Below are 19,965 nucleotides of genomic sequence, written 5' to 3' on the forward strand. Positions count from 1 at the left end.
GCACGGCCCGGGCTCCACCGCCGCACCCGAGGAGCAGTGCCCATGTGCCGGTCCGACGTCAAACAGGCCATCCTGGCGAAGAACGACGACCTGGCCGCGAACCTGCGCGGCGACCTCGCCCGGCAGGGCGTGACCGTGGTCAACCTGCTGTCCAGCCCCGGCAGCGGCAAGACCGAACTCCTCGGCCGGGTCCTGGCCCGCGCGGTGGAACGCGGTGTGGCGGTGGCCGCGCTGACCGCCGACCTGGCCACCGAGAACGACGCCGTCCGGCTGGCCCGTTCCGGCGCGCCCGTCCAGCAACTGCTCACCGACGGACTCTGCCACCTGGAGGCACGTCAGGTCCGCGCCAAACTGGCGGGCTGGCTGCCGCCGGACACCTCCGTGCTCTTCGTGGAGAACGTCGGCAACCTCGTCTGCCCGGCCGCCTACGACCTCGGCGAGACCCTGCGGATCGTGCTGATGGCCGTCACCGAGGGCGAGGACAAACCGCTGAAGTACCCCACCGCCTTCGGCTCCGCCCACCTGGTCGTCATCACCAAGACCGACCTCGCCGAGCCGGCCGGCTTCGACGAGGCCGCCTTCCTGGCCAACGTGCACCGGGTCAACCCCGGAGTGGAGATCGTGCGGTCCTGCGCCCGCACCGGCGTCGGCGTCGGCACCCTCCTGGACCACGCCCTCGCCGCCCGGGACGGAGCCCCGCCGCACCGGCCGCCCCTCGCCCCGCACCCGCACGGCCACCACCACCCCGCGTCCGCCCCCGTCGCGTGACCGCCCCCGCCACCGGCCGGGTGCGCCGCCGGCTCACCGTGCACGGCACCGTGCAGGGCGTCGGATTCCGCCCGCATGTGCACCGCCTGGCCGCCGGGCTCTCCCTCGCCGGATTCGTCGGCAACACCGGCGACGGCGTGCTCATCGAGGTCGAGGGCCCGGCGCGGGAGGTGGACCGCTTCTGTGACCGGCTCGCTCGCGAAACGCCGCCACTGGCCGCCGTGACCGGAATCGCCGGGGAGACCCTGCCCGCCACGGGCGACACCGGCCCCTTCACCATCCGCTCCACCGAGCGGGTCACCGGGCGCACCCAGCTCCCGCCCGACACCGCGACCTGCGCCGACTGCCTGCGCGAACTGTCCGATCCCGCCGACCGCCGACACCGCCACCCCTTCCTCACCTGCACCCACTGCGGCCCCCGCTTCACCATCGCCACCGGCATGCCGTACGACCGCGCGGCCACGACCATGGCCGGCTTCCCGATGTGCCCCGCCTGCGCCCGGGAGTACGGCGATCCGGCCGACCGGCGCTTCCACGCCCAGCCCGTCGCCTGCCCCGACTGCGGACCGAGGCTCAGCCTCGTCGCGGCCGACGGCATCGGGGTCCCCCCCGCCCGCGACGCCGACGCCCTCGCCGCCGCCCGGGCCCTGCTCGCCACCGGGCGGATCGTCGCCGTCAAGGGCGTCGGCGGCTACCACCTGGCCTGCGACGCCACCGACGCCCGGGCCGTCACCACTCTGCGCAGCCGCAAGGAACGGGGCGGCAAGGCCTTCGCGGTGATGTGCGCGGACCTGCCCGCAGCCGAGCGGATCGCCGTCCTGAGCGACGCGGAACGGGCCGCGCTCACCAGCGCCCGCCGCCCCATCGTCCTGCTGCGCCGCCGCTCACCGGCGTCCGGCCCCCGCCTCGCCGACCCGGTCTGCCCGGGCAGCCCGCACGTGGGTGTGATGCTGCCCTACACCCCGGTGCACACCCTGCTGTTCGGCCTGCCCGGTGATCCGCCCGGCCCCCGGACGCTGGTCATGACGAGCGGCAACCGCTCCGGCGAGCCCATCGTCACCGACGACGCCGAGGCGCTCACCCGGCTGGCCGGTCTGGCGGACGCCTGGCTCTCCCACGACCGGCCCATCGCCTCGCCCTGCGACGACTCCCTGCTCCGGATCCGCCCCGACGGCACCGAACAGGTACTGCGCCGCTCCCGCGGATACGTCCCCCGCCCCCTGCGCCTGCCCCTCCCGGTCCGGCCGACGCTCGCGGTCGGCGGCGACCTCAAGAACGCCCCCTGCCTGGGCGAGGGCGACCACGCCTGGTTCGGGCCGCACATCGGTGACATGGGCGACCTGGCCACGCTGGAAGCCGCCCGGCGGGCGGAGCTGCACCTCTCGCGGCTGACCGGCGTCACACCCGCCCTGGTGGCCGCCGACCGGCACCCGGGATACCACTCGACCGGCCGGGCCCGCCGGCGCGCCGCACGGATCCCCTTGCGGCTGGTCCAGCACCACCACGCCCATATCGCCTCCGCGATGGCCGAACACGGCCTCGACGGCACCACGCCCGTGATCGGCGTCGCCTTCGACGGCACCGGGTACGGCGACGACGGCACGGTGTGGGGCGGCGAGATCCTGCTCGCCGATTACACCGGCTACCGGCGGTTCGCCCACCTGACCCCCGCCCCGCTCCCCGGCGGCGACGCCGGAGTGGCCAACCCCTGCCGGCTGGCGCTGGCCCGGCTGTGGGCGGCGGGTCTGCCGTGGGAGCGGGAGCTGCCGAGCGTCAGCGCCTGCTCGGACACCGAACGCGCGGTACTGCGGCAGCAGCTGGAGCGGCAGGTGGCCTGTGTCCCGACGTCCAGCATGGGCCGGCTCTTCGACGCGGTGTCCTCCCTCGTGGGTGTCTGCCAGCGCGCGGGACACGAGGCGCAGGCCGCGATGGAGCTGGAGGCGGCTGCGCTGGAGGCGAGGGACGAGGACGCCAAGGCGTATCCCTTCGGTCTCAGCGGTGCGCACAGCCTCGCCGTCAGCCCCACGCCGATGCTGAGGGCGCTGCTCGACGACCAGCGCCGTCGCACCCCGGCCCCCGTGCTCGCGGCCCGCTTCCACCGGGGCGTCGCACGGGCCGTCACGGAGATCTGCCGCCAGGCCCGTACGGCGACGGGCCTGAACACGGTCGCCCTCACCGGCGGCGTCTTCGCCAACGCCCTGCTGGAGGAGGACAGCACCGCCCTGCTCGCCGCGGACGGCTTCACGGTGCTGCGGCACGGCGAAGTGCCGCCGAACGACGGCGGATTGGCACTCGGCCAGCTGATGGTCGCGGGAACAGCAAACCACCAAGAGACGGAGTGACCCATGTGTCTGGCAGTGCCCGGCAAGGTCGTGTCCATCGACCATCGCGCCGACCCCCTGACCGGGCTGATCGACTTCGGCGGAGTGCAGAAACAGGCGTGTCTCGAGTACCTGCCCGACGTACGGGTGGGGGAGTACGTGATCGTCCACGTCGGGTTCGCGCTGCAGCGTCTGGACGAGGAGTCGGCCCGAGCCTCCCTGGAGCTGTTCGAGCAACTGGGGCTTCTCGAGGAGGAGTTCGGCGACGCCTGGGAGCAGGCGGCCCGGCAGGAGAGCGGGAGTGAGGCCCGATGAAGTACATCGACGAGTTCAACGACCCCGATCTGGCGCGCCGGCTGCTGGAGGAGATCCGCGCCACGGTCACCCGGCCCTGGGCCCTGATGGAGGTGTGCGGCGGTCAGACCCACTCCATCATCCGCCACGGCATCGACCAACTCCTCCCCGAAGAGGTGGAGTTGATCCACGGCCCCGGCTGTCCGGTGTGCGTCACGCCGCTCGACGTCATCGACCAGGCCCTGGAGATCGCTGCCCGGCCCGGCGTGATCTTCTGTTCCTTCGGGGACATGCTCCGGGTGCCGGGCACCGACCGTGACCTGTTCCGGGTCAAGGGCGAGGGCGGTGACGTACGCGTGGTGTACTCACCGCTCGACGCCCTGGAGCTCGCCCGCAAGAACCCGGGCCGCCAGGTCGTGTTCTTCGCCATCGGCTTCGAGACGACCGCCCCCGCCAACGCCATGGCCGTGCACCAGGCCCGCCGCCTCGGCCTGGACAACTTCAGCCTGCTGGTGAGCCACGTCCGGGTCCCCCCGGCGATCGAGGCCATCATGACGGCACCCAGCTGCCGGGTGCAGGGCTTCCTCGCCGCCGGGCACGTGTGCAGCGTGATGGGCATCGCCGAGTACCCGGACCTGGCCGAGAAGCACCGCGTGCCGATCGTGGTGACCGGCTTCGAGCCGCTGGACATCCTCGAAGGCATCCGCCGCGCCCTCCACCAACTGGAGCGCGGCGAGCACCGGGTGGACAACGCCTACGCGCGTGCCGTACAGGACCAGGGCAACCCGGCCGCCGTACGCATGATCGAGGAGGTGTTCGAGGTCACCGACCGCAACTGGCGCGGGATCGGGCGCATCCCGGCCAGCGGATGGCGCCTGACCGACGCCTTCCGCGCCTACGACGCCGAACATCGCTTCGACGTCACCGGCATCCGCACCGAGGAACCCGCCGTGTGCCGGGCCGGTGAGGTCCTGCAGGGACTGATCAAACCGACCGAGTGCGAGGCGTTCGGCACGGCCTGCACCCCGCGCACCCCGCTCGGCGCCACCATGGTCTCCAGCGAGGGGGCCTGCGCGGCCTACTACCTGTACCGCCGCATGAGCGCCCCGGTACCGCAGGGATCCCGGATCCCGCAGGAGGAGATGAACCCCGTTGGCTGACCTCGCCACCGAAGCTCCCGGAGCCACCGACACCACCCGAGCCGCCGACACCACCCGAGCCGCCGTGCCCGCCGCGACGGCCGTCGACCCCGCCGGCTGGAGCTGCCCCGCGCCCCTGCGCGACCAGCCGGTCGTCGTCATGGGCCATGGCGGAGGCGGTGCCCTGTCCGCCGAACTGATCGAGCACGTCTTCGCCCCCGCCTACGGCAACCCCACCCTGGCCGCCCTCACCGACTCGGCCGTCCTCGACCTGGGCGGCGCGCGGCTGGCCTTCTCCACCGACTCCTACGTCGTACGGCCGCTGTTCTTCCCCGGCGGCAGCCTCGGCGACCTCGCCGTCAACGGCACCGTCAACGACCTGGCGATGAGCGGCGCCCGGCCCGCGTACCTGTCCACCGCCTTCATCCTCGAGGAGGGCGTGCAACTGGCCGTCGTGGAGCGCGTCGCGCGTGCCGTCGGCGCGGCGGCCGAGGCGGCGGGCGTCATCGTCGCCACCGGCGACACCAAGGTCGTGGAGTCCGGGCACGGCGACGGCGTCTATGTCACCACCGCCGGTGTCGGCCTCGTACCCGACGGAGTCGACATCCGCCCGCAGCGCGCCCGGCCGGGCGACGCCGTCATCGTCAGCGGCCCAATCGGCCTGCACGGCGTGGCCATCATGAGCGTGCGGGAGGGCCTGGAGTTCGGGATCGAGATCGCCTCCGACACCGCACCCCTGGCGGACCTCGTCGCCGCCATGCTGACGGTCACCAAGGACATCCATGTCCTGCGCGACCCCACCCGGGGCGGTCTCGGCGCGTCCCTCAACGAGATCGCCCGCGCCTCCGGCACCGGTGTCCGGCTGCGGGAGCGGGCCATCCCGGTCCCGGACGAGGTCGCGAACGCCTGCGGCTTCCTCGGCCTGGACCCGCTGTACGTGGCGAACGAGGGCCGGCTCGTCGCCTTCGTGCCCCCGGAGCACGCCGAGGCCGTCCTCGCGGCGATGCGCGCGCACCCCCAGGGTGCCGGCGCCGCTCTCATCGGGGAGTGCGTGGCGGACCACCCGGGCATGGTCGTGGTCGCCACCGGTCTCGGTGGCACCCGGGTGGTGGACCTGCCCCTGGGGGAGCAGCTGCCGCGTATCTGCTGAACCGCCCCCCGGTCCCGGCCCCGTCAGGTCGGGGCCGGGACCGGCTCGACGCCCGTGATCTCCAGCTCGCGTCCGCTGCGCAGCTCCTGCGACGGGCGGTCGCAGCGCGGGCACCAGAAGAACGGCGGCATGCCGAGCGCGAACTCCTCGGCACACCCACCGCACCAGGCCCGCGCGGTGACCTGCTCCACGACGAGCCGCGCTCCGGCGAGCGCCGTGCCGTCGCGAGCCACCTCGAAGGCGAAGTGCAGCGCGTCGGGCACGACACCGGCCAGCTCGCCCACCCGGACGGTCACCGACGACACGCCGTCCGCGCCGTCCGAGCGGGCGATCTCCTGAGCCTGTTCCACGATCGCGGTCGCGATCGACAACTCGTGCACGGCCGGGCTCAGGGATACCGGCGGTGCGCGCGGAGCCCGCCGGTCATCCGGTAGATCCGCACTTCACGTACCATGCCGGGCAGTTCCTTGGCGAACAGGGCCAGCAGCAGACCGCCCACCAGGCCGGCCTGTGCGATCAGCACCTGACGGCCGGAGATCGCCGACCTCGTCGTCCGCGCCGTTCGGCAGCGCTTCATCATGGTCACTTTCCGCCCTCTCATCCCGGTGAGATGTTCGGCATGACGTCCAGCAGGGCGTCGTGCCGCTTCCAGTGGATCCCGGTCGAGCGGCGGGCGTCGGAGGTGCCGTCCTCGTGGAATCCGGTCTGATGGCTGTGCGGGCCCCTGTTGCCCTGGTGCAGGCCGCGCACGTGCGAGAGCATGTCGGGCTTGGCCTGGGGCCGGCCCACTCGGATGCTGCCCATGTCGTTCTCCTTCCAGGTCTTCACGACCGCTCGGTGAGCTCCGCGAAGAACCGTTCCACGGCCGGCCACACCCGGCCGCCACCGGACAGCCCCCGCCACTCGCGGCGGAGCAGCGCGACCATCCGGTAGCAGTCGTCGACCGGCACGATCCAGTGTTCGTCGAGGCCGCGCACGGTGTTCACCAGCAGTGCCTCCACATCGGGTGCCATGGTGGCGAGCTGGGGAAACGTGGTGGTCATCCGCTGCCAGGCCGCCCCGTCCACCTCCCACCGCATGGCCCCGGCCGGGCTCGGCCCCTGGGCGGTGACCGTGCCGTCGGAGCGCGGCACGAAGAACACCAGGCCCACCGGTACGCCCAGCACTTCGGTGTCCACGGACGGCAGCCGGACCCGGCGCCGGGGCACGAGCCGGTACCGGCCCTGGCCCGCCCCGTCCTCGGCGAACAGCACCGAGCACGGCCCGCACACACACCGCACCTCTGCGGCTCCGGTGTCGTACAGGTGCGGGTGTTCCCGGGGCACGTGGGCGGCGCACAGCTCGCAGCGCTCGGCCTCGGCCGCCGCCGCCCGGCCGGCGGCGGAGCGGATGACCCGGGCCAACGCTCCGTTCGCGGTCACCCCGCCCCCTGCGGCTGTGCTGCGGTCCGGCGGGTGAGCGTGGTCAGCGGGACGAACGCCGGAGCCGGCCGGCGCTCCTCCGCGGCCGGCACCGTTTCCACCGCCGTCAGCTCCGGCGCGGCGGCCAGCACCGCCGCCCGCACCGCCTCGACGACGTCGGCGGCTCCGCCGCTGCCGCACCCGCTGCCGCATCCGCCGCCTGTGCTCAGCCGCACCCGGGCCACCTGCCCGTCGACGCCGGCCCACTCCAGGTCACCGCCGCGTTCGCGCACCGCGGGCCGCAGCCGCTCGACCGCACGGGCGGCCCGCCGCTCCGGCGGCTCGGGGTGGAGGGTGTGCAGCACCAGCAGATGCCCCAGCAGCTCGTCCTCGACCAGGCGCTCCACCAGCGGCGCGTCGGCGTGGTCCAGTACGCGGGCGAGCGCCTCGCCGTAGACCTCGGTCAGCAGGGTCACCGCCTCCACCGCCGGACCGCGCACGGACTCCAGCTCGGCCAGCACCTCGTCGAGCCGGGCGAGCCGAACCTCCACGGCGGGGTCCGGGAGCCGTACGGCGGCGTCAGCCATGGTTGGCTCCGTACGTCGGCGAGTGCACCGTGGTCAGCGTCTTGCCCTTGCCCATGTACATGTGGACCCCGCACGGCAGACAGGGGTCGAAGCTGCGGACGGTGCGCATGATGTCGACGCCCTTGAAGTCGTCGGGCCCGTTCTCCTCGAAGATCGGCTGGCCCTGGACGGCGTCCTCGTACGGGCCGGGGGTGCCGTAGATGTCGCGGGGGCTGGCGTTCCACGGCGTGGGCGGGTACGGGTGGTAGTTGGCGATCTTCTTGTCCCGGATCACCAGGTGGTGGGAGAGCACACCGCGCACCGCCTCGTGGAAGCCGCAGCCGATCGCCTCGTCCGGCACCTCGAAGTTCTCGTAGACCTTGGTGTCGCCGTCGCGGAGCATGCCCATCGCCTCCTCGAGGAACTGCAGGGCCATGGCGGCGGCGTAGGCGACGAAGTACGGCCGGGCACGGTCCCTCTCAATGGTGTTGCTCCACTTCGGGATGTGCCACTCCAAGGTGGTCTCCGGCAGCGACTCGCCCTTGGGCAGGGAGATGCGCACGCTGCTGCCGGTGGCCTTGACGTACGGCGTGTCGACCAGGCCGCTCAGCGCGGTCGACCACAGTCGGGCGAGGGGCCCGCCGCCGGTGTCCAGGGCCAGATGCTGACCGGTCTCCGGGTGGTGCCAGCGGGGGCTCATCACCCAGCTGTAGTTGCCGTCGAAGTCCCGCTTCTGCGGCACCGGGACGGTCGTCTGGTTCCACGGGTGCCGCATGTCGATGGGGTTGCCGAGCGGGTCGTGGGTGACGAACGGCTGCTCGTTGACCCAGTCCTCGTAGAAGGAGCTGCCCAGCATGATGCGCAGGCCGAGGTTGATGTCGATGAGGTCGTTGGTGACCAGCTTGCCGTCCACGATGATGCCCGGGGTGACGTACATCGCCTTGCCCCACCGGTTCATGTTCTCGTAGCGGTAGTCGACCACGTCCGGGTTCTGCCAGGCGCCCCAGCAGCCCAGCATGATGCGGCGCCTGCCGACCTCCTCGTAGCCGGGCAGGGCCTCGTAGAAGAAGTCGAAGACGTCGTCGTTCATGGCCACCGCCTTCTTCACGAAGTCGATGACGCGCATCAGCCGGGCGAGGTAGTCGGTGAAGGTGTTCGGCTGCGGCATCGTGCCGACACCGCCCGGGTACAGCGTGGACGGGTGGACGTGCCGGCCCTCCATCAGGCAGAACATCTCCCGGGTGACCCGGCTGACCTTCAGGGCCTCCTTGTAGACCTCGCCCTCGAAGGGGTTGAAGGCCTTCATGATGTCGGCGATGGTCCGGTAGCCGTGGATGTCCCCGCGGGGCGCGTCGGTGCGCTCGGCGCGGGCCAGGACTCCGGGGTTGGTGGCCTTGACCATCGCCTCGCAGAAGTCCACGAACACCAGGTTGTCCTGGAAGAGCGTGTGGTCGAACATGTACTCGGCGGCCTCGCCGAGGTTGGTGATGTGCTCGGCCAGCTTCGGCGGCTTGACGCCGTAGGCCATCTGCTGGGCGTAGTTGGAGCAGGTGGTGTGGTTGTCGCCGCAGATCCCGCAGATGCGCGAGGTGATGAAACCGGCGTCGCGCGGGTCCTTGCCCTTCATGAAGACCGAATAGCCGCGGAAGAGGGACGAGGTGCTGTGGCACTCGACGACTTCCTGGTTGGCGAAGTCGATCTTCGTGTAGATGCCCAGGTTGCCGATGATCCGCGTGATCGGATCCCAGGACATGTCGACGATCTGAGCGGGTTTGCGTCCTGTGGACCGGGATTCAGTGGTGGTCATGTGTGGTGATGCCCCTCGCTGTTCGGGTCGGGCGATTGGATCGGGGAGGCGGGAAGGGCGGTGTCAGGCACGCCAGTGCGGGTCGTAACCGCTGGTCAGCTTGGGCTTGTTGTGGCGCCACTTCGGTTCGTGGTTCACCATGTCGTTGGTCATCCCGCGCAGCCGGCGGATGACGGCGCCGTACGGCTTGATGACCATCGACGACAGCGTGCCGCCGGGCGGCTCGTCCATGAACGGCATGAACGCGTCGGGGAAGCCGGGCATCGTGCAGCCGATGCAGATCCCGCCCACGTTGGGGCAGCCGCCGATCCCGGCCATCCAGCCCCGCTTGGGCACGTTGCAGTTCACGACCGGACCCCAGCAGCCCGTCTTCACCAGGCACTTGGGCGAGTTGTAGTCGAGGCCGAAGTCGGCCTGCTCGTAGTACGAGCCCCGGTCGCAGCCCTCGTGCACGGTCTTCCCGAACAGCCACTGCGGGCGCAGCATGTGGTCCAGCGGCGGCGCGGGAGCGGCACCGGCCGCATGCTGGAGCACCCAGATCAGGGTCTCCATGAAGTTCTCCGGCTGGATGGGACAGCCGGGCACATTGACCACGGGCAACCCGGCCTGCGACGTGAAGTCCCAGCCCAGATAGTCCGCGAGCCCCATGCAGCCGGTCGGATTGCCGGCCATCGCGTGGATGCCGCCGTACGTGGCACACGTCCCGGCCGCCACCACCGCCCAGGCCTTCGGCGCGAGCTGGTCGATCCACCAGTTCAGGGTCTGCGGCTCCCCGGTCTCCGGGTCGTTGCCGAACGACGTCCAGTAGCCGTCGCCCTCGATGATGTTCTGGTTCGGGATCGAACCCTCGATGACGAGGATGAACGGGGCCAGTTCGCCCCGCGCGGCCGCCCGGTACGGCGCCAGGAAGTCCTCGCCGCCCAGGCTCGGCGACAGCACCTTGTTGACGAGATTCACCTTGGGCAGGCCCGGGATGAGGCCGAGCACCACGTCCTCGATGGAGGGCTGGCCCGCGGCGGTGAGCGAGACGGTGTCACCGTCACAGCTCATGCCCTCCGAGATCCAGAGGATGGTGATCTCGTCCATTCCCTTCCGCGCCTCGGCCCTGCTGGGCTCGCCGCGGACCTCGGTCGTACCGCTCTGTGTCGTCATGTCTGCGGCCTCCGTTGCAGCCGGTCTGGGAGTCGGTCGTGGACCGCGGCCGACGGGGCCGCGTGGGTCGGTGCCAGGGGTTCGCCGCGCCACCGCCGGCGGCCGGAGCCGGCCCCGCCGTAGTCGCGGCACAACTGCCCGGTCATCCGCTGCCGGTGCGCCGGCGCCTCAGGAGCGTCCATCGAACCGTCCCTTCTCCGACCGGTCGGCCGGACGCGCGGGCCGCGGGGACTGCGGCCGGGGTGGTCGGACCGGACCGGGCGCGTCCGCGCTTGCGAGCGGTTCGAGCTCGTCGGGCCGGAAGTAGTGGAAGCGGCCGTACCAGCCGTGGAGTTCGGCCGCGGGGTCGTCCTCGACGGTGACGGCCAGCTGGACGCTGCCGTCCACGTCGTGGAAGACCGCGGCGACCTGCGCGGTCCGCCCGTCCAGGAACATGTCCTGGGCATCGGCGCCCCGGCCGCGCGGACGCAGCCGCACCCGGCTGCCGGCTCCGACGGGCACCGCGCCCACGAGCACCGTGTCGGTCGCCGGGGACAGCCCGTCGTCACCGCCCTCCTGCCACCAGGCGGGCCGCCCGGCCGTCGAGGGTTGAGTGGGGGTCAGGGAGCGGATGGTGCCGTGCAGCCGGGCGAAGACCTCCGGGGGCATGTTGTCCACCCGGTCGAGGATCTGCGCGGCCCGCGGATCGGTGGCGCGCGCCTCGGCCTTCTCCTCGTCGGTCAGAAGCATCGTGCGCAGCGTGAGGATCTCGTCGATCTCGGCAGCGTCGTGCAGATCACCGGGGCTCTCCGGCGCCACCTGCGGATGGTCCGGGAGGATGATGGGGGCGGAGAGCATGACGGCACCCGTCCCGCTCTCCTGAGGCGCGCCGCCGAGCACGGGAAACGTGAAGGCGTTGCGGCAGTTGCGCACCTGCTCCGCGTGGGCCGCGGGCGGATCGATCAGCGACACGAACTCCACGCCGTCCCCGCCGACAAGGGTGTGCGTGGCGAGCAGCGCGTGCCGCAGTGCCGCACCGCGAGGCGCCCCGGGGTCCGCCGCGTCCGCGGCGTTCTCGGTGCGCACCCGCAGCCGGCACAGGTCCGGTGCGAGTGGCTCGGCCACGACCGTCATGCCGGCCCGCACCTCCCGGCGCCGCCGCACCGTCCGCCCCGCCGCCGACGGCAACGGCTCGTACTCCGCACCGGCGGGCGCCCCCACCGCGACGGTACGTCCGCCCCGCAGCAGCTCCTCCAGCGGCAGCGCCAGTTCGGTCTCGCGCGGTACTGCCTCCTCGAACGACAGATGGGTGACGCCGTCGTCCGTCCGCAGGGACTCGACCGGGTGGTGCCTCCCGTCCCCGTCGGCCGCCTCAACCTGCTTGTCCTGCATCTGCAGATACCGCACCCGCACCCGTACGACCGCGTCGTCGCGCCGGACCCGCAGCAGACACTCCGTCTGCTGGTACCACGAGTCCGCGGAGCCGGAGATGCCGGGCGTGACCGGCCCGTCCCGCTCCACCCAGTTCCGGGGCAGCAGCACCCCGAACTGCCAGCGGACCCGGTTCTTCGGCGAGGACCGGCGATACGGATAGAGCAGGTAGCCCTCGTACAGCACGGCGTCCGCGACGGCACTCACCTGCCCGAAGGCACCACCGGGCGACCCGTACGCCGCGTCGGCGCCGTCCATCACGGCAGCGCTCACCGTGCCTGTCCCGCCGGCTCCGTCCGCCATGCCGCCTCCTCGCCATCGGTGCACCCGGGCATTACTTCCACCACGGTCACACCCCTCACGGACCCTCGCCCCTCCGGCGCACCGGCATTGGGCCGCCCAGGGGAATCGAGCGGGTTCGGGGCACCGGAAAACGTCGGTCAGCGGGCGCGGACGCCATCGGCGGCGACCGTCGCGGCGGATCGGGCGCCGGGCGTACCCGCGATCCCCGGCCGGCGTTGTGGCTGCCGGGCAGGTCGAGTAGAGTCACCGGCCGTGAACACCGGACCGGCACTACGCCACGCAGAGATCGGCGATCCGGTGGACGGCTGACCGCAGGGCGGGTGCGGAGAAGGCACCCCCTCCGTTCGGCACGCGGACCTCCCAGCGCTCGCGCATCGCGAGCCCGTTCATCGTGTCGAACAACAGCGAGGTCAACCGAATGACAGTCACGTTCAACCACACCATCATCGCCGCCAAGGACCGCAACGAGTCGGCTCGGTTCTTCCGGGAGTTGCTGGAACTTCCGGAAGCACCGTCCTGGGGACCGTTCACCAACATCCAGCTGAACGACGGCGTGCTGCTTCAGTTCGCCGAGCCGCCGGTGGAGATCCAGATGCAGCATTACGCGTTCCTGATCGACGACGAGCTGTTCGATCGGGCGTATCGGCGGCTGTGTGACGGCGGCGTCGAGCACTGGGCGGATCCGCAGATGCGCCGCGCCGGCGAGACCAACACCGAGCACGGCGGTCGCGGGGTGTACTTCAAGGACCCGGCCGGTCACGCGATCGAGCTGATCACCCGCCCCTACCTGTAACCGGGGGAACGCCTGGGCGGGCATCCGAAACGCGGCACCCGCCCAGGCACCTCCGAGGCCGGCGCGGCCCGTCCTGTGGCGGGCCGGGCAGGCGCTCCACCGTGACCAGGGCCGCGTCGTCGCCGAGGTCGCCGTGGACGTGGCGCGAGAGATCATGGCGGAGCACTCCCACCATCGCATTCAGCGGACGGGCCGTGTGCGCCCGTACGCACGCGGCGAGGTCGTGGAACCGGCCACGGCGGTCCTGGCCCGCTCGTCCAGCCGTTCCGCCTGGTCCCGGAGCCCCCGCCCCGGGACCGGGCAGCCTGTTCAAACCTCAACAACCGAACCGGTGTTCGTTCCTCTGACAACGGCGGCCTCGCGCCCGTACACTGCGGGTCCGCAGTCATGGGGGCGCGGTCGATGGGGGGAGCCATCATGTCCGGAGGTCCGTACGGTCCGAGCCAGGGGTTCGCGGGGCCGCCACTGCCGCCCATGCCGGCGAGCCCGCCGCCCGCGCCGCCGGACGCCCTGCGGGCCGTCGCGGTCGCGCTGCTGAACCTGAGCGGTCTGGGGCTCGGGTACGCGCTCGTACGGCGATGGCTGCCGATGGCCGCCTGCTGGGTGGCGACCGGCATTCTGCTGCTCGTGGCGCTGCCCGCCGACGCCGACGGCGTCCCGGGAGTCGCGGTCGTCGCCTACGCCGTCCTCCTGCTGCTCGCGGCCGTCCACGGCGGGTTCGTCGGACTGCGCACCCGGCTGACCTGGCTGGGGAACGCACCCCTCGCGGCACTGCTGGGCGTGCTGCTGCTCGCCGTACCGGCCGGTGGCGGCCTCTGGTACGAGGACGCCCATGACGAAGCCGTGGAACAGGCGCTTGTGGACCGTCTGGACCAGGCCGATCAGCTGGTCGCCAAAAGCGGCCGGCAGGCCTTCACCGCCGCCACCTCGGACTACCGGACGGCCCTGGAGGTCTACCGTGACCTCGCGGTGAACCACTCCGGCTCCCGCGCGGCCCGACAGCTCCCCGACAGTCTGCGGACCTACTACGCGACGGTCGGCGCGGCCTACGGCCACCAGGAGTACTGCGAAGCCATAGAACCGCTCAAGTACCTGCGTTCGGTGCCCCGCACGTTCCCGAAGGAGCAGCTCGGATCGTTGGCCCGCTGGCCCGACGACCGGCTCGCGACCTCGCTGTACGAGTGCGGGTCGCAGGGCCTCGACGCGGGCGAGGCGGACTGGCCCACGCGCTTCGGTGACCTGTTGGACACCTTCCCGGACTCCGGGTCGGCGACCAAGGTGGTGCCCGCCGTCGACTCGGCGGTGCGGAAGGCGCAGAAGGCCGTCGGCGGGAACGAACCCTGCGCGGCCGTCGAGCGGTTGCGCGACCTGAACACCCGGATCAGCGCCCTGTCGACGTCGTCGGGCGACACGGACGGCGGACTGGCGAAGGCCGCCGGACGCGCGGAGACCAGCGGCGACGCGGGCGAATACGCCTGCGGAGTCGACCAGTACAAGGACGGCGACTTCGACGCGGCGCAGAAGACCATGGAGCAGTTCGTCTCGGACGACAAGCACGGCAAGAACCGGGACCGCGCCAAGAAGATCGCCATAGCCGCCGAGGTCGCCCAGACGCTCCCGGCGGCCGGCAAGAAGCTGCCCACCACCGCCTCCGGCGGCAGCATCTCCGTCACCGTCAAGAACGACAGTCCCGACGACGTCACCGTGCTCTACACCGGCCCGGTCACCGGCACTTTCACCCTCAAGGGCTGTGGCAGCTGCAAGTCGTACTCGCTCGCCAGCACGCTGATCATCGGCTTCAAGCCGTGCAACGACAGCGGCAAGGACTACCCGCAGCGCACCATCAGCCTCCCGGTCGGCACCACGTACTTCGTGCACAAGCCGAACGGCAGCAGCACCGCCACCCCGGCCTCGGACACCGCCAAGCTCCGGTCCGGATACATCTACACGGAGTGCGCCTACACGACCCAGACCCTGGGCTCCACTTCCTAGCGCAAAGGGCACCGGCCGCCCAGCCGTTGGACGAGCACGTCGGATTCGAGCGCGTCCTCGCGGCGGTGGAGGAGAGCGCCGAGAAGAACTCCGTCTCCACCCCCATCGGGGACTGAGGAGGCCCGCCCATGCCGCGCCCGTTCACCCTGTTCACCGGCCAGTGGGCCGACCTGCCCCTGTTCACCGGCTCCGCGATCTGGCACCTGGTCGCGATGTTCCCACCCGCTCCCGAGTCCATGATCGAACGCGGTTACGGGGACTTCGCCACACGCTGGAACCCCATCCTCGACGTCTTCGACTCCGAGGGTGTGCGGTTCGCGCACGAGGGCCATCCCAGCGAGATCGCCTACGACCCGATGATCGAGCAGGACAACGCCCCGAGCGCCACCGACCCGGCCCGGTCGCTGCAACACGCGGCCATCGGTTACCGCAACCTGGCGGCGCTGCGGGACTAGGGGCACGGCACCACCCGGCACAGAGGCCTCCCGCGGACACCGGGGAGGCCCCTGTGCCGGGTGGTGCCGTGCCGGCTGCCCGCCCGGTGCTCACACCTGCCCGCCAGGCTGTGTGCGGTGGGCTTAACCCCTGGTGAGCAGGGACGGAGACACCCGTGTAATGAGCGGTTCGTACGGTCACGAAGGGTGGGATCAGGTCGAGTACAGCGGAAGGGAGACGCCCGTGGCCGCGCCGGGCTCGCGCAGTGAGGGCACGACGACGGTGCGGACGGTCTGCTCGTACTGCGGGGTGGGCTGCGGCATGGTCCTCGACGTCGGCAGGGGACCGGACGGGCGGCGTACGGTCCTGAAGGCGACCGGGGACAAGGAGCACCCGGCCAACTTCGGCCGGCTGTGCACCAAGGGCGCGACCACCGCCGACATGCTCGCCGCCCCGGGCCGGCTGACCACCGCGCTGGTCCGGGCGGACCGCGGCGAGGAGCCACAGCCCGCGCCCCTGGCGGCCGCCGTCGCCGAGACCGCCCGCCGCCTGCGCGCGATCATCGACGAGCACGGCCCCGACGCGGTCGCCCTCTACGTCTCCGGGCAGATGAGCCTGGAGGCGCAGTACCTGGCGAACAAGCTGGCCAAGGGCTTCGTCCGGACCAACCGGATCGAGTCGAACTCCCGGCTGTGCATGGCGAGCGCCGGTACCGGTTACAAGCTGTCGCTCGGCGCGGACGGGCCGCCCGGTTCGTACCAGGACTTCGACCGGGCCGATGTCTTCTTCGTCATCGGCTCGAACATGGCCGACTGCCATCCCATCCTCTTCCTGCGGATGATGGACCGGGTGAAGTCGGCGGGTGCCAAGCTGATCGTCGTCGACCCCCGGCGCACCGCCACCGCGGCCAAGGCCGACCTGTTCCTGCAGATCAAGCCCGGCACGGATCTCGCCCTGCTCAACGGGCTGCTGCAGCTGCTGCACGCGAACGGCCACACCGACGCCGCTTTCGTCGCCACGCACACCGAGGGCTGGGAGGCGATGCCCGAGTTCCTCGCCGACTATCCGCCCGCGACCGTCGCCGACATCACCGGCATCCCCGAGGACGACATCCGCGAGGCCGCCCGGCTGATCGGCGAGGCGGGGGAGTGGACGAGCTGCTGGACGATGGGCCTGAACCAGTCCACGCACGGCACCTGGAACACCAACGCCCTGGTCAACCTGCACCTCGCAACCGGCGCGATCTGCCGCCCCGGCAGCGGGCCGTTCTCCCTCACCGGGCAGCCCAACGCCATGGGCGGCCGGGAGATGGGCTACATGGGGCCGGGGCTGCCCGGACAGCGGTCCGTGCTCGCCGAAGCCGACCGGGCCTTCGTCGAGGAGCTGTGGGAGCTGGAGCCCGGCACGCTGCGCGCCGACGGTGTCGGCCAGGGCACGATCGAGATGTTCCGGAAGATGGCCGACGGGGACATCAAGGCGTGCTGGATCATCTGCACCAACCCGGTCGCGTCCGTCGCCAACCGCAAGACGGTCATCGAGGGCCTGGAGGCCGCCGAGTTCATCGTCACGCAGGACGTGTTCGCCGAGACGGAGACGAACGCGTACGCCGATGTCGTACTGCCCGGCGCACTGTGGACCGAGAGCGAGGGCGTGCTGATCAACAGTGAGCGCAACCTCACGCTCGCCCAGCGGGCCGCGGATCCGCCCGGCGAGGCGATGGCGGACTGGCGGATCATCGCCGCCGTGGCCCGCGCGATGGGATACGAGAAGGGCTTCGCGTACGACAGCGCCGAGGAGATCTTCGAGGAGATCAAGCGTGCCTGGAACCCGGCGACCGGCTGGGACCTGCGCGGGGTGAGCTACGAGCGGCTGCGTTCCACCCCGGTGCAGTGGCCGGCGGCCGGTACGCAGGGGCCCGACCGTAATCCGATCCGGTACCTCGACGAGAACGGCTCGCCGAGCTTCCCGACCGTGAGCGGCCGTGCCGTGTTCTACGCCCGCCCGCACATACCGGCGGCCGAAATGCCCGACGACGACTACCCGTACGTGCTCAACACCGGCCGCCTCCAGCACCAGTGGCACACGCTGACGAAGACGGCCAAGGTGGCCAAGCTGAACAAGCTCGACCCCGGACCCTTCGTGGAGGTGCACCCTGAGGACGCGGCCGCGCTGGGCCTGGCCGAGGGGGATTCGGTGGAGGTCGCCTCGCGGCGCGGGCGGGCCGTGCTGCCGGCCGTCGTCACCGACCGGGTGCGGCCGGGCTGCTGTTTCGCGCCGTTCCACTGGAACGACCTGTTCGGGGAGTACCTGAGCGTCAACGCGGTGACCAGCGACGCCGTAGACCCCCTGTCGTTCCAGCCCGAGTTCAAGGTGTGCGCGGTGTCGCTGACCAAGGTGGCCACCCCGGTGACGGTGCGGGCTCCGGCCCCGGTGGCCGCACCGGCCACCGCTCCGGCGCCGACGGCGCGCGCTGTGGCCCCGCTGCCGCCCGCATCCCTTCCCTCCACCCCCCTCCCCACCGCGTCCGTTCCCGCCCCGTTCGGGTGGGAACCCGCGCCGCCGCCGGTCCTGGCCGAACACGAACGCCAGTACCTGACCGGCTTCCTGGCCGGCATCCCGTCGGGCGCTCGGGGTGTACCGGTGCTCCCGCCGGACGCCCCGTTCAGCCCGGAGCACGCCCTGTGGGTGAACGGCGTGCTGGCCGGCATGTACTCCAGGACCGAGGCGACGCCGTCCCCGACGTACGGCCCCGGCGGCGCCCCGCGGCCGTACGCCCCGCCCGCGGACACCCCTCGCCGCCAGGTGGTGATCCTCTGGGCTTCGCAGACCGGGAACGCGGAGGAGTTCGCGACCACCACGGTGGAGCGGCTCACCGCGGACGGCCACCCCGCCTCCCTGCTGCCCATGGCGGAGGCCGACCCCGCCGCGCTGCCGTCCGGTGCCGACCTGCTGCTGATCACGAGCACCTTCGGTGATGGTGACGCCCCGGACAACGGTGCCGGGTTCTGGGACGCCCTCGCCGCGCCCGGCGCCCCGCGCCTGGACGGCAGGCGCTACGCCGTCCTGGCCTTCGGGGACTCCTCCTACGGCGACTTCTGCGGCCACGGCCGCCGCCTCGACCGGCGCATGCGAGAGCTGGACGCGGTACGGCTGGCCCCCCGAACCGACTGTGAACCGGACTACGAGACCGAGGCCGAAGCCTGGCTGAACCAGGTACTCACCGCGCTGCGGAGCACCGAGCGGCGGGCACCCGGCCCGGCCCCCGCCGCCCCGGCTGCTCCCCGGCCCGCCCGCCCCGCCCCGGTCACCGCTCGGCTCACCGGCAACCGGCTGCTGAGCCTGCCGGGGGCCGGCAAGGAGGTCCGGCGCTTCACCTTCGACACCCGTGACGGCGACACCCCGGTGGTCTACGAGGCCGGCGACGCGCTGGCGGTGCACCCGGTCAACCGGCCGGACCTCGTGACGGAGTGGCTGGCGGTCACCGGCCTGGACGCGGACGCGACCGTTCAGGTCAAGGGCGTCGCGGACGTGCCCTTCGCCGAGGCCCTGCTCCGCCACCTGGACATCACCCGCCTCACTCCCGGTCTGCTGCGCTTCGTCGCCGACCGCGCACACGACCCGCGCGAACTGCGCAAGCTGCTGCGCCCGGACAACAAGGGCCGGCTGGCACAGTGGTCCTGGGGCCGACAGGCGGTGGACGTGGTCACCGAGTTCGGCGTCCGGGCCGGGGCGCAGGAGTGGGCCGATGCGCTGGGACGCCTGCAGCCCCGCCTGTACTCCATATCCTCCAGCCCGCTGAGCGACCCCCACCTGGTGTCGCTCACGGTCTCCGTCGTCCGCTACGAGAACCTGGCCGGCCGCCCCCGCCACGGGGTGTGCTCGCCCTTCCTCGCCGACGCGGAGCCCGGCACCCCGGTGCCGGTCCGTGTCCAGCGGGCGCCGCACTTCCGCCCGCCCGCCGACCCTGCCACGCCGGCGGTGATGGTGGGCCCCGGCACCGGCATAGCGCCCTTCATCGGCTTCCTGGAGGAACGCCGGGCCCGCGGCCACCGCGCCCCGAACTGGCTGTTCTTCGGCGAACAGCACCGCGCGACGGACTTCTACTACGAGGAGGAGCTGGCCGCCTTCCTCGCCGAGGGCACGCTCACCCGCCTGGACACCGCCTTCTCCCGCGACCAGCGCGCCAAGGTCTACGTCCAGGACCGGATGCGCGAACACGGTCCGCTGCTGTGGTCCTGGCTCCGGGACGGCGCCCACTTCTACGTCTGCGGCGACGCCTCCCGCATGGCCAAGGACGTCGACCGGGCCCTGCGGGAGATCGCGGCCGCCCACGGTGGCCTGGACGAGGCCGAGGCGGCGGCGTACGTCGAACAGCTCGCCGCCGACAAGCGGTACGTGCGCGACGTGTACTGACCGCCGCCGGTCACGCGGCTCA

Annotated in this window: 17 protein-coding genes and 1 pseudogene; 9 read left to right on the forward strand and 9 right to left on the reverse strand. The window is 72.1% G+C overall.

Translation table 11 applies throughout. The features are described 5' to 3' along the window. The first annotated feature begins 42 nt into the window (after positions 1–42). The 5 genes from hypB to hypE all read left to right on the forward strand — a co-directional run bounded on the left by hypB (position 43) and on the right by hypE (position 5,672). Positions 43–768, forward strand: a complete 726-nt coding sequence (hypB, locus tag AC07C1_RS22465) for a hydrogenase nickel incorporation protein HypB (protein ID WP_478941494.1) — start codon at positions 43–45, stop codon at positions 766–768. Continuing rightward, positions 765–3,110: a carbamoyltransferase HypF gene (gene hypF / locus AC07C1_RS22470; RefSeq protein ID WP_478941496.1), complete on the forward strand. Its 2,346-nt coding sequence runs from the start codon at positions 765–767 to the stop codon at positions 3,108–3,110. Before hypB ends, hypF begins: the two co-directional genes overlap by 4 nt. Positions 3,111–3,113: 3 nt before the next feature. Beyond that, positions 3,114–3,404 (forward strand): HypC/HybG/HupF family hydrogenase formation chaperone, encoded by a 291-nt coding sequence (locus AC07C1_RS22475; RefSeq protein WP_468605840.1) that lies wholly within the window; start codon positions 3,114–3,116, stop codon positions 3,402–3,404. After that, positions 3,401–4,543, forward strand: a complete 1,143-nt coding sequence (gene hypD / locus AC07C1_RS22480) for a hydrogenase formation protein HypD (RefSeq protein ID WP_478941498.1) — start codon at positions 3,401–3,403, stop codon at positions 4,541–4,543. Before AC07C1_RS22475 ends, hypD begins: the two co-directional genes overlap by 4 nt. Before the next feature lie 139 nt (positions 4,544–4,682). After that, on the forward strand, positions 4,683–5,672 hold the full coding sequence (gene hypE / locus AC07C1_RS22485) for a hydrogenase expression/formation protein HypE (protein WP_478941727.1): 990 nt from the start codon (positions 4,683–4,685) through the stop codon (positions 5,670–5,672). A gap of 23 nt (positions 5,673–5,695) precedes the next feature. Here the strand turns inward: hypE and hypA are convergent, their stop codons facing one another. The 9 genes from hypA to AC07C1_RS22530 form a co-directional block, all read right to left on the reverse strand. Then, positions 5,696–6,052, reverse strand: coding sequence for a hydrogenase maturation nickel metallochaperone HypA (gene hypA, locus AC07C1_RS22490; protein WP_478941500.1), 357 nt, complete (start codon positions 6,050–6,052; stop codon positions 5,696–5,698). Positions 6,053–6,060: 8 nt separating this feature from the next. Beyond that, positions 6,061–6,252, reverse strand: a complete 192-nt coding sequence (locus AC07C1_RS22495; protein ID WP_478941729.1) for a hypothetical protein — start codon at positions 6,250–6,252, stop codon at positions 6,061–6,063. Between the two features lie 17 nt (positions 6,253–6,269). Continuing rightward, positions 6,270–6,476: a hypothetical protein gene (locus tag AC07C1_RS22500; protein ID WP_478941502.1), complete on the reverse strand. Its 207-nt coding sequence runs from the start codon at positions 6,474–6,476 to the stop codon at positions 6,270–6,272. Between the two features lie 20 nt (positions 6,477–6,496). Further along, a complete protein-coding gene (locus AC07C1_RS22505; protein ID WP_478941504.1) occupies positions 6,497–7,093 on the reverse strand; it encodes a DUF5947 family protein in 597 nt (198 codons plus the stop codon). Then, positions 7,090–7,659 carry a NifU family protein gene (locus tag AC07C1_RS22510; protein WP_478941505.1) on the reverse strand — a complete coding sequence of 190 codons (570 nt, stop codon included), beginning with the start codon at positions 7,657–7,659 and terminating at the stop codon, positions 7,090–7,092. The genes AC07C1_RS22505 and AC07C1_RS22510 overlap by 4 nt, the downstream gene beginning before the upstream one ends. After that, positions 7,652–9,445 carry a nickel-dependent hydrogenase large subunit gene (locus AC07C1_RS22515; RefSeq protein ID WP_478941507.1) on the reverse strand — a complete coding sequence of 598 codons (1,794 nt, stop codon included), beginning with the start codon at positions 9,443–9,445 and terminating at the stop codon, positions 7,652–7,654. The genes AC07C1_RS22510 and AC07C1_RS22515 overlap by 8 nt, the downstream gene beginning before the upstream one ends. A gap of 63 nt (positions 9,446–9,508) precedes the next feature. Beyond that, a complete protein-coding gene (locus tag AC07C1_RS22520) occupies positions 9,509–10,597 on the reverse strand; it encodes an NADH-quinone oxidoreductase subunit B family protein (protein ID WP_478941509.1) in 1,089 nt (362 codons plus the stop codon). Positions 10,598–10,765: 168 nt separating this feature from the next. Next, on the reverse strand, positions 10,766–12,310 hold the full coding sequence (locus AC07C1_RS22525) for a hypothetical protein (protein WP_478941511.1): 1,545 nt from the start codon (positions 12,308–12,310) through the stop codon (positions 10,766–10,768). A gap of 270 nt (positions 12,311–12,580) precedes the next feature. Then, a complete protein-coding gene (locus AC07C1_RS22530; protein ID WP_478941513.1) occupies positions 12,581–12,739 on the reverse strand; it encodes a hypothetical protein in 159 nt (52 codons plus the stop codon). Here AC07C1_RS22530 and AC07C1_RS22535 point away from each other — a divergent pair. From AC07C1_RS22535 to AC07C1_RS22550, 4 genes and pseudogenes are all read left to right on the forward strand, one after another. Further along, positions 12,729–13,103 carry a VOC family protein gene (locus tag AC07C1_RS22535; protein ID WP_478941514.1) on the forward strand — a complete coding sequence of 125 codons (375 nt, stop codon included), beginning with the start codon at positions 12,729–12,731 and terminating at the stop codon, positions 13,101–13,103. The genes AC07C1_RS22530 and AC07C1_RS22535 overlap by 11 nt on opposite strands. A 417-nt stretch (positions 13,104–13,520) precedes the next feature. Continuing rightward, positions 13,521–15,095: a hypothetical protein gene (locus tag AC07C1_RS22540; protein ID WP_478941515.1), complete on the forward strand. Its 1,575-nt coding sequence runs from the start codon at positions 13,521–13,523 to the stop codon at positions 15,093–15,095. Between the two features lie 179 nt (positions 15,096–15,274). Beyond that, positions 15,275–15,448, forward strand: a pseudogene (locus tag AC07C1_RS22545) (sugar phosphate isomerase/epimerase); the annotation flags it as partial. 403 nt (positions 15,449–15,851) lie between these two features. Next, complete coding sequence (locus AC07C1_RS22550; protein WP_478941516.1) at positions 15,852–19,943, forward strand: molybdopterin-dependent oxidoreductase; 4,092 nt, start codon at positions 15,852–15,854, stop codon at positions 19,941–19,943. Positions 19,944–19,965 lie beyond the last annotated feature (22 nt).

It is taken from the genome of Streptomyces sp. NPDC045022 (assembly GCF_056432605.1).